Source organism: Stenotrophomonas sp. FSL W7-1447, from assembly GCF_037966425.1.
In the GTDB taxonomy this organism is placed as follows: Bacteria; Pseudomonadota; Gammaproteobacteria; order Xanthomonadales; family Xanthomonadaceae; genus Stenotrophomonas; species Stenotrophomonas pavanii.
The window spans coordinates 1,016,651-1,031,846 of sequence record NZ_CP150199.1 but is presented as its reverse complement, the minus strand read 5'-3'; the positions used below and the strand labels follow the sequence as shown (position 1 = coordinate 1,031,846).

The 15,196-nt window shown below is 65.6% G+C and carries 9 protein-coding genes; all 9 read left to right on the top strand.

Annotated elements, in window-relative coordinates:
- The first annotated feature begins 141 nt into the window (after nt 1-141).
- From NSQ78_RS04705 to NSQ78_RS04665, 9 genes are read left to right on the top strand one after another with little or no spacing between them, the layout of a single operon-like run.
- On the top strand, nt 142-732 hold the full coding sequence (locus NSQ78_RS04705; protein WP_339208004.1) for a hypothetical protein: 591 nt from the start codon (nt 142-144) through the stop codon (nt 730-732).
- On the top strand, nt 732-2,864 hold the full coding sequence (locus NSQ78_RS04700; protein ID WP_049444478.1) for a hypothetical protein: 2,133 nt from the start codon (nt 732-734) through the stop codon (nt 2,862-2,864). Before NSQ78_RS04705 ends, NSQ78_RS04700 begins: the two co-directional genes overlap by 1 nt.
- Nucleotides 2,861-3,334, top strand: coding sequence for a hypothetical protein (locus NSQ78_RS04695; RefSeq protein WP_005412400.1), 474 nt, complete (start codon nt 2,861-2,863; stop codon nt 3,332-3,334). Before NSQ78_RS04700 ends, NSQ78_RS04695 begins: the two co-directional genes overlap by 4 nt.
- Nucleotides 3,319-3,765 (top strand): hypothetical protein, encoded by a 447-nt coding sequence (locus tag NSQ78_RS04690; RefSeq protein ID WP_339208001.1) that lies wholly within the window; start codon nt 3,319-3,321, stop codon nt 3,763-3,765. The genes NSQ78_RS04695 and NSQ78_RS04690 overlap by 16 nt, the downstream gene beginning before the upstream one ends.
- A 3-nt stretch (nt 3,766-3,768) precedes the next feature.
- On the top strand, nt 3,769-5,943 hold the full coding sequence (locus NSQ78_RS04685; RefSeq protein WP_049444477.1) for a hypothetical protein: 2,175 nt from the start codon (nt 3,769-3,771) through the stop codon (nt 5,941-5,943).
- Nucleotides 5,944-5,949: 6 nt separating this feature from the next.
- Nucleotides 5,950-9,114 (top strand): hypothetical protein, encoded by a 3,165-nt coding sequence (locus tag NSQ78_RS04680; protein ID WP_049444474.1) that lies wholly within the window; start codon nt 5,950-5,952, stop codon nt 9,112-9,114.
- Nucleotides 9,115-9,153: 39 nt separating this feature from the next.
- The gene (locus tag NSQ78_RS04675) at nt 9,154-11,601 is read left to right on the top strand and encodes a phage tail fiber protein (protein ID WP_049444473.1); all 2,448 of its coding nucleotides are present in this window, start codon (nt 9,154-9,156) and stop codon (nt 11,599-11,601) included.
- 24 nt (nt 11,602-11,625) lie between these two features.
- Nucleotides 11,626-14,400, top strand: coding sequence for a tail fiber domain-containing protein (locus tag NSQ78_RS04670; protein ID WP_049451865.1), 2,775 nt, complete (start codon nt 11,626-11,628; stop codon nt 14,398-14,400).
- Nucleotides 14,400-14,885: a hypothetical protein gene (locus NSQ78_RS04665; protein ID WP_049447215.1), complete on the top strand. Its 486-nt coding sequence runs from the start codon at nt 14,400-14,402 to the stop codon at nt 14,883-14,885. The genes NSQ78_RS04670 and NSQ78_RS04665 overlap by 1 nt, the downstream gene beginning before the upstream one ends.
- Nucleotides 14,886-15,196: the final 311 nt, after the last annotated feature.

Genomic DNA, 15,196 nt, shown 5'->3' with positions numbered 1-15,196 from the left:
GGACGGGACTCATAGAGTACCCGGTCGTGTAGCTGGCACCGCAGACCTAGATCGTCAAGTCGGCTCCCGTCCCAACTCCAATCTCTCTCCATCTACGGGGGACATCCATACGGGTGTCCCCCGTTTTTTTGCCCCGAATCCATGAACCTCGAACTCACTCCGACCACGGAACTCGAAGCCGTCAACGTGCTGCTCGGTGCTATCGGCGAAGCGCCGATCAGCGACCTCGAAGCGCTCGGCAACCTGTACGCCTCGCAGGCGCGCGACACCCTCCGCGCGGTGAGCCGCGAGGTCCAAACCGCTGGCTGGTGGTTCAACACCCGCGAGTCGTTCACCTTCACGCTCAACGCGGAAGGCAAGGTGCTGCCGCCGCAGTCGATCCTCAAGCTCGTCCCCGCACGCGGAAGCGAGCCACTGGTGATCCGAGGCACGCGCCTCATCAACCCGCTCACCCTCGCCGACACCTTCTCGTCGGCACCCACCGCCGACTTCGTGACCTGGTTCCTCGCCTACGAGGAGCTTCCCGAGTCGGCCCGTCGCTACATCGCCTTGCGCGCTGCGCGTCTGTTCCAGACGAGCGTGCTGGGCAGCGACCAGCTCTACGTGTTCACCGAGAAGCACGAGGAGGAGGCATACCTCATCTTCGCCCAGGAGCACGCCGACTTCACCTACGCCCGCGGCCACAACTTCCTCAGTGGATCGACGGACGTGTCTGATATTTGGGACCGCTGATGCCGCTAATCACGGGGGACTACCCCTCGTTCCTGGGAGGCGAGTCGCAGCAGGACGATACCGTCCGCTCGCCGAACCAGCTCACTAAGGCGATCAACGCCTGGCTGCATGCCGCAATGGGCGCTGGCAAGCGCCCGCCCGCCGAGTTCGTTGCTGGCCTTGGCGTCACCCTCGATCACGACTGCGCCTTCCACTCCATCGTCCGCGATGAGAACGAGCGCTACATCGTCGCCGTGGGTCACCGCAGCATCCGCGTGTTCGACCACGAGACCGGCAAGGAATACACCGTCAACGCCACGGGCGACGCGCTCGATTATTTGGACACCCAGGGACAGCGTGCGTGGTCGTGCTTTGCGCTGGCGACGTTCTCCGACACCACCTTCATCGTCAACCGGCTGGTAGACGTGAAGCAGAGCGATGAGCTGTCGCCCGGTTCGCTGTACGGATCGGCGCAAACGATGTCGGACCTGCCGAAGCCCGGTGACAAAGGCTCGGCCGTTGTGCCGACCGGCGCGATCTACAACATCATCGGCTCGTCCGAGTCGCAGTTCGACGACTACTACGTCCAGAAGCAGTCCTCCTCGGTCTACTTGGAGGTCGCCCGGCCAGGCATCAAGCACCGCTTCGATGCCAAGACGATGCCCCACATCCTCAAGCGCATCCCCGATCCGGTGCATGCGGACGGCTTTTGGTTCTCCTTCGGTGGACCGGAGTGGACCGCGCGGCTCGCGGGTGACGAGCAAAGCAACCCGTTCCCGTCCATCGACGGCCAGCGCATCCGCGAGGTGTTCAAGCACCGGGACCGCCTAGGCTTCCTGGCCGGGGAGAACGTGCTGATGTCCGAGGTCTCCGATCCGTTCAACCTCTGGCGCACTTCGGTGACCCAGGTGCTCGACGCCGACCCCATCGACGTGAGCGTCAGCGGGTCTAACGGCGTCACCACGCTCTACCACGCAGTCCCGTTCCAGTCGGCCCTGTTCCTTGCCGCTGCGGGCGGCCAGTTCCTCCTGACCGCCGAGCCGTACCTGGCCGCCAAGAACGTCAAGAGCGATCCGGTCAACAGCTACAGCAGCTCGCCGTACATCCGGCCGAAGCTGATGGGCGAGTCGCTGTACTTCACCGAGGACAGCGGCGCATACGCCAGCGTGCGCGAATACTTCATCGACGACCTGTCGGTGACCGGCGACGCCGCCGACGTGACGGCGCATGTGCCCAAGCTGATGCCGGGCCGCATGCGAGCGATGGCGAGCGCAAGTGGTGCCGACTGCGTGTTCTTCGCTCCTGACGAGCCGACCGACGCGCAGCTCTACGTCTACTTCGTCCGCTGGATCGGCGACGAGAAGCAGCAGTCCGCATGGACGCGCTGGTCAATCTCCGGCGTCGGTCGCATCGTCCACATGCACGCCATCAACGACGTGCTGTACGCCGTCGCGGAAGCCCCAGGCGGCGGCTGCGAGCTGCTCAAGTTCCGCATGGTGCTCAACCAGCACGACACGGATGCCACGGGCGACTACAACTTCCTGCTCGACCGCATGCTGGTGGTGCAGCCCACCTATCAGCAGTTCGGCAACGAGACCTGGATCGACCTGCCCTACATCGTGCCCGATGGCATGACGGTCACCGTCCTCAAGACGGACGACTGGCAAGACCCCGGCGCGTACCTGGACATCACCAAGGCGCGCTGGGACAACGCCCGCACCCGCCTTGCGCTCCCCGGTAACCACACCGAGGGCCGCGTGGTCGTCGGCATGGACTACGAGCACCGCCTCACCCTGACCAAGCCCATCGTTCGCGGTGGGCAGAACCAGGCCGTGCTGGTGGGCCGCACGCAGGTGCGTGACATCGAGGTCGCCTACAAGGATGGCGCGTACTTCGAGCTGGAGGTCGAGCAGCACGGCAATGGCCGCGTCGAGACCTACGTGGCGTCGCACTCCGGTGCGTACACCGCGCGCGTCCTCAACGACTCGGTGTTCCGCACCAGCGCCCCGACGTTCCACTCCGGCTCTCGCCGGTTCCCCGTGCTGGGCGACGCCAACAGCGTCCGCATGCACCTCGTCAACCGCCTGCCGTTCCAGTGCTGGTTCCAGTCAGCACAGTGGCGCGGCATGTTCGTCTCCCGCAGCCGAGTATGACCCTGACCTATCGAAGCCCCACCGCCAGCGACATCCTCCACGTCGCCGAGAACATGCGGCAGGAGGACATCCTGGAGGTGGCGGCTTCGCATGGTCACACCCCGCTCCAGGCGCTCGCATTTGCAGTGACCGCGAGCGACCGCAGTTTCGCCGCGATGCACGACGGTTCCCCCGTGTGCATCTTCGGCTTCAGCCAGCACGCCGAGGGTATCGCCTCGGTTTGGCTGCTGGGCACCGACGCCCTGGTGGCTCCCACGTTCTGCCGCACGTTCCTCCGAGAAGCTCGGCGGATCAGCGACGAGTGGTCGGCCACCTTCGGCACCATCTTCAACTTCGTCGATGTCCACGCCGTCACCACGCGGCGATGGCTCGGCTGGCTTGGCTTCCGCGAGAGCGGCGTCGAGTCCGCCTACGGCTTCGCCAAGACACCCTTCGTCCGAGTAACCAAGACCCCATGTGCAACCCCGTAGCAGTCCAGGTCGGTATCGCCGCAGTCAGCGCGATGGCGACCATGTACGGCCAGAATCAGAACAACAAGGCCATCGAGGAAGCCGCGGAGCGTCAGCAGGAGCAGATCAACGACCAGGCCGCCGAGCGCACCCAACAGCGCATGGAGGAGGCCCGCGCACTGCGATCCGCGATGCGCGCCTCCGCAGCAGAAGCGGCAGTGTCCGGCAACTCGGTCGAGCTGCTGGCGAACGACATCATGGCCCAGGCTGGCCGTGACGTGGCCCTCATCGAGAAGAACCGCAGGAACGGAGTCGTCGAAAGCGGCTCCGAAGCACGCGCTCGTATCCGCATCGGCAATGCCGAGGCGCTGGGCGGCGTGATGCAGTCAGGCGCGAATGCCTACAGCAACATCCAAACCTACAAGCGCTATTCCATTCCCGGAGACGAGTAACCCGTGGCTCGCACGAAACCCCAAGAGATCATCCGCCGCGCGCAGGTGCCGCAGCGTCTCGCCGAGCGCCCCGTTCTGGCGGTGCAGGCTGACCAAGCGTCCTCCGCTGGTGCCGGTGTCCTCTCTCGCACCGCCGCTGCGGTGCTGACGCGCGTCTCGGATTCCGTCAACTCGCAGATGATCTCAAACAGCCGCGAGCAGTACAGCGCCGCGGCGACCCAACGTATGCAGGAGGACGCCGAGGGTACGCCCCGGCAGGCCGAGGACTTCGTTGCCCAGCAGTCGGAGTCATGGCGTCGCGGCTACCTCAAGGCAGACGGCATCATCCGCGTCCGCGACTGGCAGATCGAAGCGGCCAAAGAGATCGCCAAGGCCGAACCCGGCACCGACATCGAGCCGCTCATCAAGGAGCGGATGGCTGCGCTGACGCAGAACCCCGAGTTCCAAGACCCGCAGGTCCGCAAGGCCCTGATGCCGGTCGCCATGCGCGCCGCGCAGCAGGTCCGCCAGCAGTGGCAGGCCGACTCGATGCGGGAAATGCTGGTCCGGCAGAAGGAGTCGCTGACCGCGATCATCCGCGACGGCATCAAGGGCGGCACGTTCCTCACTTCCGAGGGCATGAACGGCCTGTACGCGATGCTGGACCAGGAGGAGTACGCCTATCTCAACAAGCGCGACGTGGACGAACTCTACGTCGAGGCCGCCAAGGAGGAGCTGGCCGCAGGCAACCGCGATCCTCAGTCGATCCTGGCGTTCCTGGAGCAGGACCGCGGCGACGGCCAGCCCGGCTTGATGAACACCGAGCACGGCGACGAGCTGCGCGCGGCGGCTGCCGCTGGTGCCCGCGTGATCGCACACCGCGAGGACGAGGCACGCAAGCAGGCGATGGCCGAGGCAGAGTGGACGCTCCAGGGCCTCGCGGATCGCGGCCAGCTCACCCACAAGACCATCGACACCTGGGCCAGTAAATTCGGCCTGAGCGGTGGCGACCTCCAGTCCTTCAAGCGATACTGGAACAACCAGCAGGAGCAGACCCTTCGCCGCTGGGAGCAGGAAGCGAAGGAGCGCGCCCGCGAGGAGCGCATCCGCAAGCTGGTCGCCGGAGGCAATCCCTACGAGATCAGCGACGCCGATCTCAAGAAGCAGGCCGGTAAGGAGTGGGAGGAAACCCCGCAGGCCGCACGCGGCCAGGTGCTCCAGAAGTGGGCACGGCAGGGCATCGTCATCCCTCAGCTCGAACGCATCCTCAAGCGCGCCGACCCGGCGTTCCAGGAGAACTTCCAGAACGCCGCGACGCTGTACGAACAGCTCCGCAAGGTCTCGCCCAAGTACGCTGATACGGTCGCTGGCGGCGAGGCTGCGGCGATGCTGGACCAGTACCTCTACGACACCCGGCGCAGCGGTCAGTCGCACCAGGAGGCCGCTCGCGTCCTGACGCAACCGAAGCGCGAAGTCGAGGAGGCCCGCTCGGTCATCAACGACACCTGGAAGTCCGGTATCAAGGACTACCTGGAGATCGACGGCAAGCCGCGCGACCCGCGTGAGCTGCACCGCATCCGCCAGGAAGCCGAGCGCATCGCCTCTCGCGGGGGCGTGTCCGGCGAAGCTGCCATCCGTGCGGCGGTCGGTCAGATCGACGCCCAGCGCACGACCGTCAATGGCCGTCGCGTGCCGAACATCGGCATGCCGCAGGGTGCCGAGCCAGCGGTAGACGAGCTGATCCAAACGGTCGCGCGCAAGCTCGGCCGCGACCCGGATGAGCTGTCGGCCCTGCCCAATCCCCGCAATCCGGGGCAGTGGCAGATCGTCGGCCCCGACAACTGGCTGATCCCTGACCCGGACACCGGCCGCGCTATCGGTTTCGACCCGCGCGCCATCGCGGCACAGCACCAGCGCTGGAAGGGAGACCTTGCGGAATCCCAGGCGCGGCGTCGGGTCGAGCAGCGCACCACCTGGGCGGATCAGTCCCGGAACATCCGCGACCTGCGCTCGCAGTCGGCGACCACGGAAGTCCCCGCGGCCATCGCCAAGCGCGACGCCAACGCCGCCGAGGCTCCCGCCTTCGAGCTGCCGAAGTTCGACCTCACCAAGCCGCTGGTCCCCAACGCGGGCACCAAGCAAACCACCACCACCCCAGCAGTCCCCGAGGACTTCCTGGAGTACCTGACGAGGAAGTAAGACCGCATGTTTGAATCCCTACCCGGCGCAGACGAGAACATCGTCAAGCCGGCAACCCAGCAGCCCATCGTGCAAGCCGTGCGCGAGCGCAAGGAGCAGCGAGAGGCCGCGCAGCGCCGGAAGGATCAGACGACCGTATGGGACGGATGGGGCGCTGCCCAGGCAAAGGGCGGCATCGGCTTCATCGACCGCTTCATCACCGAGCTGGGCTACGAGCCGCAGCAGGGCTATCGCATTCCCGCAGACGCGCGCAAGCGCTGGGAGTCGATGGGCCTGCGCCCCGAGCAGTGGGAGCTGTTCGGTCGGGCCACGTCCGACGAGCACCTCTCCTATCTGGAATCCGTGGCCTTCATGAATCAGATGGCGGACGACGACCTGGCGCAGTTTGGCCTGGGCGGACAGATCGCCCTCGGCTTCACCGACCCGGTGGCAACCGGCCTCGATCTCGCCACGGGCGGCCTGGGGTACGCAGCCAAGGCCGGACGCCTCGCCAACGCGGTGCGATCCGGTCTACAGGCTGCGGGCACCTCCGCGCTGATGTCGGCCGCAACCTCCACCTACGACCCCGAGCAGACGCTCGCGGATGGCGTGCAGAGCGCCGCCCTGTCGTTCGCGTTCGGTGGTGCCCTTGGCGCTCGCCGGGGTGCCCTGTTCGACGGCGAGGTGAAGCCTGACGTGGTGAAGCGGCTGGCCGGTGACGACTCACTGTCCGCCGCCCGCGTGGCAGGCACCGCCGCCATCGATCCCACGCCAGGCGTCCTCCCGCTGCGCAACGAAAGCGCATTCGAGCAGGAGTTCACCGACAAGGCGCTGGTCAACGCGCACATCACGCCCCACTTCGCCACCGTCCGCCGCGACCTTGCTGCCCGCATGGGTAGCGCAAAGTCGCCGCTGGTGCGCGAGGCGGGCCGCCTGCTGTTCCGTGATGGCGTCGGCTACACCGATCGCTCCGTCGCGGTCCAGGAGTCCACCACCGAGTTCGCCAAGCGCCACCTGGCCGTCATGGAGACGGAATGGCGGAGCGGAGTGAACGCCGCGTGGGACGCCTACAAGCAGCGGACGGGCACGCATTGGTGGAACTTCTCCGAGCGCGCCAAGTTCAACGAGGAGGTCGGCCGTGCCGTGCGCGGCGCGCCGGACGTGTCACCGGAAGCCGCCAAGGCTGCTGGAAGCGTCGCCAAGGCGATGCGGGATGCGCTCAAGCTGGCGCAGGACAGCAACCTCGACGGCTTCGCCAACGTGGCGCAGAACGGCAACTACCTGCCGCGCTACTGGAGCGGCAAGGGCTTCAAGCGCCTGTTCGGCGAAATGCAGCTCCACCAGGACGACGTGATCGACCAGCTCATCAAGCCCGCCATGCGACGCGCATGGGAGGCCGTCGCCGACGAAGGCGACGAGATCGACGACGAGCTGCTCGGTGCGGTTGCACGCTCCTACCTCAAGCGCGCTCAGGCGAACTTCGAGGGCGACGGGATGGACCTGCTGGTCCGCCCGCTGGACAGCGATTCGGTCGAGGAGATCGGCAATATGCTGACCGAGGCGGGCGTCTCGCCCGTGCGGTCGCAAGAGCTGCTGTCCAAGCTGGACCGCAAGACCTACGAGTCGGGCAAGCTCGACCGCGCGAAGAAGCGCATCGACCTCGACGAGACCTACTCCACCACCATCCGCAACGAAGCTGGCGAGGACGTGCAGGTCTCGATGGCCGACCTGTTCGACAACGACGTGGACTCGGTGATGACCCGCTACATGCGCGAGATCACCGGCTGGTCGGCGCTGTCGTCTAAGGCTGGCATCAAGAACCGAGCACAGCTGGACCGCTTCGTGTCAAAGCTCAAGAGCGACGCCCGCAAGTCCGGCGACGACGTGAAGGACATCGAGCGCCTGATCGACATCGGCCTCAAGTCCACCTTCGGCCGCAGCACCGAACTCGATCCCGCCAGCCGTGGCGCACGCTACGCGCGGTTCCTGCGCAACTGGAACTTCGCCCGCGTGATGAACCAGGTCGGCTTCTCGCTGTTCGCCGAGCTTGGCCCGACCATCGCGCATGCCGGTCTCCGCAACTTCTGGAACTCCGTGGGTGCCGCACGCGACTTCCTGGTGCGTGGTGCTGACGGCAAGCTGTCCTCGCAGGAGGCGCGCGTGATGGAGCGGCTGTTCGCACCCGGCACCGACTGGCTGCGCAACCCGCCGTTCCTGCGTCTGGACGAGGACGCGCTCGTGCCGCAGACGTTCAACGTCAAGCACGGCGAGAAGATCGACAACGCGATGAACATGGCGACGCACGTCACCTCGGTCGCATCCGGCATGGCCCCGATCAACACGATGCTCCAACGCATCGCCGGTCGCGCCACGCTGCTGCGGCTGCTGGACATGGCGAACGCCAAGAAGCTGTCGGACGCCGAAGTGGCCCGCCTGCGCACCTGGGGCCTCGACGAGAAGGCCCAGGCCGACGTGTTCGGCTACCTCAAAGGCAAACGGCAGATCGAGCAGATCGACCCGGACAAGCTGCCGTTCCAGACGCGCGAGCGGATGGCGGCCTTCCTGTTCCGCGTGACGCGACACCAGGTTCTCGAAGGTGACGCCTCGGACAGCATCGAGCTGATGCACTCCACCACCGGCCGCATCGTCACGCAGTTCCGCAGCTTCATGGTCAACAGCTACACCCGCCACTTCCTGAACTCCGTCCACCACTACGACGACTGGCGCACCTACGCAATGGTCGTGCTGTCCACCTCGGCAGCAGGCATGGGCTGGGCGGCTCGCACGTACATCAACACTGCGGGCAACCCCGAACAGCGAAAGAAGCAGCTGACACAGGAGAACTTCTACAAGAACGCTGTCGCGCAATCGAGCTGGTCGAACGTGATCCCCGCCGTCACCGACGCAGTGTGGGCGGACGCCTTGGGCAACGACCCGGTGTTCGCCAACAACCGCTCGACCGGCCTGGAGAACGGCGTGATGGGCATCCCGTCCATCGACCTGTTCAACAAGGTCTACGGCAGCACGCGGATGATCGGCTCGGCCATCCGCGACGACGAGGAGATCACCGAGAAGCAGATGCGAGACTTCTGGAAGATTTGGTGGTTCAACAACATGACGGGCGTCCGCAACATCGCGGATCAAGCCCTACAGCAGTTCCCAGACCGCAAGGACGGGACTGATCGACCGTAACCAGGAGGCCCTTCGGGGCCTCCACCTTTTTGAGAACGCATGATCGAACTATCGCGCGGCCTTTCCTTCGTGCTCTACACCTACGAGGGAGGCCCTACGCGGTTCACCGTGCCGTTCCCGTACATCGCCCGCGAACACATCCGGGCGTTCGTCGGTGAACCGGACGCGGCCCGCGCTGTCTCCGTGTCGTGGGTGGACGCCAGCACCATCGAGATTCCGTCGCAGGATGGCGTGCTCGACGCACCCTACACTGTGACCATCCGGCGATTCACGCCGATTGACGCCCTCCTGGTCAACTACAAGGAAGGCGCAAACCTCCCGGCGCGCGACTTGTCCAAGTCGTTCCGCCAACTGCTGTACGCACACCAAGAACTCGCCGAGTTCGGTGGCGGTAGCGGCCTCCCCGGTGGCACCCCCGGCAACGGCGGTGGCTCCTCGGACCTCAACGCAATCATCGAGCAGCTCCTCCGCTCTCCCGCACTCCAGGACCTCCTGACGCGCATCGAGCTGATCGACATGAACGCCGAGGCGATCCTGGAGGAGATCATGCGCTCGCACGAGTTCTTCGACGTGCAGCGCGACTACGGCGACAAGATCAGCACGGCAACCCACGAGATCGGGCTGCTGACCGAGGGCAACCGCGTCATCGCCCAGCAGGTCATCGACCTGTTCGCGCGTGTCGATACCAGCGAGCGGAGCAACCAGGCTCAGTTCCTGGAGGTCAACCGGGCCATCGCAGACGAGACCTCGGCGCGTGTCGAGGCGCTGACCGAGCTGCAAGCTCAGATCGTCCAGAACGGCGAGGTCGTGTCCGCAGCGCTCAACCAGCGGATCGACGAGGTGGAATCCACCACCGAGGAAGCCCGCGCGGCCACCGAGCAACGCCTCGGCGCACAGATCGACGACAGCGTGGTGCAAATGCGCGACGCCGTGATGGTCGAGGTGGACGCCACGAAGGCGCGCGTCTCCGACGTGGAGACCGCAGTGGTCCAGCACGGCGAGAACATCGCTGGCCTGGCGCAGACCACGGAAGCCCTGACGACCGCCGAGGGTGCCAACACGGCATTCCGGCAGCAGATGGCGGCCAGCTACGGGGCGAACGTCCCGCAGGGCATCGCCAACGAGATCGACGGCCAGGTGGCCGCCGTGTCGGCTGCTTTCGAGCAGCGCATCGACACTGAGGCGTCCGCGCGCGAGGCCCTGGCAACCCAGGTGTCCACGCTCCAGACGACCACCGCACCGACGATCTTCTCCGAGACGCAGCCCACGGCTCCCGCTGGCGGCTTCAAGGTCCCGACGTTCTGGATCAAGACCGGTCAGACCGGCGCGTACCTGACCCACGTTTGGGACGGCACGAGCTGGCGCAAGGCCGACATCGACACCACGTCACCGACCGGTGCGCTGGTGCAGCAGCTCCAGTCCACCAAGATCACCGCAGAGCAGGCACAGTCCATCGCAAGCACCCAGGTGCAGGCGTTCAAGGACGGCGCATTCGCCACGCTCCAGCAGAACTTCTCCGTCGTCGCAGGCGAACACGCTGGCATGTACGGGCAGTGGCAGGCGAACTACTCGGTCAAGATCAACGCAGGCACTGTCAACGGCGTCCCTGTCGTAGCAGGTATTGCCCTGTCAGCGAATCCTGCGACGGGCAGCGACTTCATCGTCACGGCCGACCGCTTCGCCTTCGTCCACCCGCAGTACACTCAGGGCGGCAACCTGGCGAGCGTGAAGTACCCGTTCGTGATTGGCAGCGTGGGCGGCCAGTCCACCGTAGGCATCCAAGGCGCCCTCGTCGTGGATGGAACCATCACTGCGGACAAGCTCAGAGTGAACAGCCTGTCGGCACTCACCGCGAACGCTGGCACGATTAACGGCGGCACCTTCAAGACCCACTCGCTCGACGGAAACGGCAACGTCATTAACGCGGCTGAGTTCCGGGTCGAAATCTCCAACCTGGGCGACTGGCCCCTCTGGATCGGCTCCGGCGTGAAGACCGCCAACAATGCTGTCTTCTATGTGGATCGAGGCGGTGGTGCATTCTTCCGGGGCAAGGTCAACGCGCCCAATGTCGTCGGTCAGTTCCAGGCCGCCGCAGCAATCACTTGGTCTGGTGCAGTCAACCTTGGTGGCCCGCGCGAGGAAGTCGAGGTGATGCGCTTCTGGCTTCCTGCGCCGCTGCTTGCCGGGGAGCAGCACATCCCGGCAATCAACCTCAGTATCGTCCACGACCAAGCCTACTGCCCTGTGTACGTACTACAGCAGCGTGTCGGCTCCGTCTGGCTCGACGTCACCCGCGCGGGCATGGACGGCATCTACTCGTCCGGATCGACCGCGATCCCTATGGGCCGCTACGGGCAGATCAGCGGCGCCGGTTATCAGACCGGCTCCGAGTCCGAGTTTCGCCTTCTGATTGTTCAAGACCTCGACAGCCTGCGTAAGAACGGAATCGTCCGCTCGGTTCGCGGCTACGTATTCGGCATTCGCTAACCAACATAGAAAATCCTCAAACGCATGAGCAACAATCCCGGTTACGTCTCCAACTCGGAACTGGCCTCTCGCCTGTCGAAAGTAGTTGACCGCTGGAATACCCGCGAGAATCAGATGATCTCGCTGCTGACGCAGGACGAAGGCACTGTCGTTGTCACGGACGGCCTCGGCGTCAACCACACGCTACCGTCGTTCCCGCAGCTCCAGAAGGACGTGACGGCAATGACCGACGAGCTGACCGGCTCGGTCGTGCAGGTACGCGACCTGGTGTCCGTGGCAACCGGCATGGCGAACGCAGCGGCCGAGTCTGCCAGTGAAGCCCTGGGCTTCTCCGACGCCGCCGAGGCGTCCGCCGTGCGGGCTGCGGAATCTGCTGCCAGCATCGAGGACGACGTTATCGCCTCGGCCGAAGCGGCGGCTACCGCTGTCGCAAAGGCTGGCGAAGCAAGCGCATCGGCGTCTGCGGCGGCAACCAAGGCAGCCGAGGCCGGTGCTTCGGCCGTTGATGCCGCAGCATCCTCGCAGGCAGCGTCGGCCTCTGCCGCCTCGGCCGGTGACTCGATGTCGCAGGCTAGGGCGGCGGCGAACGCTGCTGACGCTTCGCGCGCCGCTTCGGCGGCCGTGCTGGTGGAAATGACGGACCTGGCAGACCTGGTGGAGGCAGACGCGCAGTCGGCCGCCGCCTCCAAGACCGCCGCAGCTGGCAGCGCAACCGCTGCTGCCGCCTCGGTGACCAGCGCAACCTCCCAGGCCAACCGGGCGGAAGCCCAGGCGTCCATCGCCACCACCAAGGCCAGCGAAGCGGCTGGTTCGGCGGTAACCGCGGCCGGCCATGCCTCCGCAGCGTCCGGCTCGGCGTCGGCCGCCTCCACCTCAGCGCAGACCGCATCGTCGGCCAAGACCGCTGCCGAGGCTGCCCGCGACAAGGCGAACCTGTACGCGAACGCTCCCCAGGGCACCGAGGTTTCGCCGGGCGAGTTCTCGGCGAAGCATTGGGCCGCCCAGGCTCAGGCTGCGGCTACCGGCTCCCTGATCTACATGGGGTCGTGGGACGCGAGCACCGGGGCATTCCCGGCGAACCCCGTGAAGGGTCACTTCTACAAGGTCGTCGGCGAAGGCACCGTGGGGGACATCCACTGGCGAGTCGGCGACCAGGCGCTCTACGGCGCTACCTGGGAGAAGATCGACAACACCGATCAGGTAACCAGCGTCGCCGGGAAGCAGGGCGACGTGACCCTCGTGGCTGGCGACATCGGCGGGCTGGGCGCGCTGGCGACCCGCAACGACGTGGACTTCAACACCCACGTCACCGGCAAGCCGACGACCTACCCGCCGAGCACCCACACGCACACCAAGGCGCAGGTCGGCCTCGACAAGGTGGACAACACCGCCGACCTCGACAAGCCGATCAGCACCGCGACGCAGGCGGCGCTCGACGGCAAGGCGGCGGCGTCGCACACGCACTCCATCGCCAACGTGACCGGCCTCCAGGCTGCGCTCGACGGTAAGGCCGCGGCGTCGCACTCGCACACCATCGCCAACGTCACGGGCCTGCAAGCGGCGCTGGACGCGAAGGCGAACCTGTCCGGGGCGAACTTCACTGGACCTGTCGGCGTTGGTTCTGCGGGGGACGGCAACGACCTACTCACGTTCAACAGCGAACGCTCGTGGTCGTTTAAGCAGGTGGGCACGGCCGCTGAGACCGTTCTCCAGCTGTATGACAACACTGGTGCCAAGAGGTTCCAGATCGCAGCGGCGCAGACCAACAACGTGATCGAGATCGATCCGGCCAAGGCCGCGATCAAGATCAACGGCAACGCTGTTTGGCACTCGGGCACCTTCAACCCCGCCAGCAAGGCAGACGTGAGCCACACGCACACCATTGCCAACGTCACGGGCCTCCAAGCTGCGCTCGACGGCAAGGCGAGCCTGGGCGGCGCAACCTTCACCGGACAGGTCACTCTGGCCTACTCCGCGCCTCTGCGGTTGACCGGCATGGGTGCAGCGGGAACCGTGTACATCCACGGAACGAACGGCGCTGGCGATGACGTCTGCTCGATCACCCGCGTGAACACGAACAGCTGGTACAACCTGTACTGGAACGGCGCTGCGAATATCGCGGGCCGCCTGACGGCTGGCGATCAGATTTACCTCAACGCGGGCTGGTTCCGCTCGCAGCAATCCGGCACCGGCTGGTACTCGGAGCCGCATGGCGGCGGCTGGTTCATGCAAGACAATTCGTACATCCGCAGCTACGGCAGCAAGCGCGTGTTGATCTCGTCGGGCGGCGGTGCGGACGGCGACCTCCGCCTGGAAAGCACCTCCCCGACCATTACCTTCTACGACACCGATCTCGGAACGACTCACTGGCTCCACTGTAACGACAACAACCTGGGCTTCCTCGCGTCTAACAGTTTCGCCTGGGCCTGCTTCCGCAACAATAACAACGACTGGCAGTGTCAGAGCAACAGCATTTCCTACGCTTCGGACGCCCGTCTCAAGGAGAACATCGCGCCCATCGCGCGAACTGCGGTCGACGACTTCTTCTCGAAGTTCCGAGTGCGGGAGTTCGATTGGAACGACGAACGGATCAAGGAGCTGAACCCCGGCTTCACCTACTCGGCCAAGCACGAGTACGGCGCAATCGCGCAGGAAGTCGAGGAGGTTCTGCCGTACATGGTCTACGAGTCCGAGCATAACGGGATCAAGACGATCCTGTGGGACAAGGCCGTGCCGTTCCTGATTGCCGAGGTGCAGGCGCTCCGTAAGGAAGTCGCAGAGCTGCGGGGAGGTGCCTGATGGCCCTCCCTGGCTCCGGTGCGATCTCCTGGGAAATGATCCGTGCCGAGTTCGGCGGCGGGTATCCGATCTACGCGCACCAGTATTACCGGGGCGCTGGATTGGTGCCCGACGTTCCTGCCAACTACGGCGTACCCACGAGCGGCCCGCTCTACGCCTCGCAGTTCTACAACGCGGTCAAGGCGACGCCGTTCCAAGCGTCGTTGTCGCCGAGCTGGCTGATGGGGAGCTGGCCGCAGAACACCAGCGGCACGATCAGCAGATCGTTCACCGTTAGCTGTTCGGGCGGCACCGGCAACTACTCGGTGATCTCTCGCACGGTGGACGGTGGCGCTTCGATCTCCGGCAGCGGCCTCGGCGGAACCGTGACCGCATCTGGCCGCAACACTAGCCGCATGGGCACTTTCACCGTAGCCGTCACCGACGGCGTAACGCAGATCACTTTGAGCGGCAGCTACGAGTACAGCTTCGGCGTTCCGATCTAACGCCCTTACCACCTACAAGAGACCTAATGCACGATGAAGTGAAGCTGGTCGGCGCTCTCGCGGGCGTCGGCCTCATCGTGGGCATCGCAAAGATGCTCACGTCGAACGACCCGATCACCTGGAAGTAGGCGCTCGGCCGCGCAATCCTCTCCGGCGCTACCGGCCTTGCCGCTGGTGCCATCGTCATTTTCATCCCCGGCGTCTCCTTCGTCGCCCAGGTCGCGCTCGCGTGCATCCTGGCGTCGCTCGGCACGTCCGCGCTGGAGACCGTACTGAACCGCGTCGTCAACAAGTGACCGCCCCCAAGGATG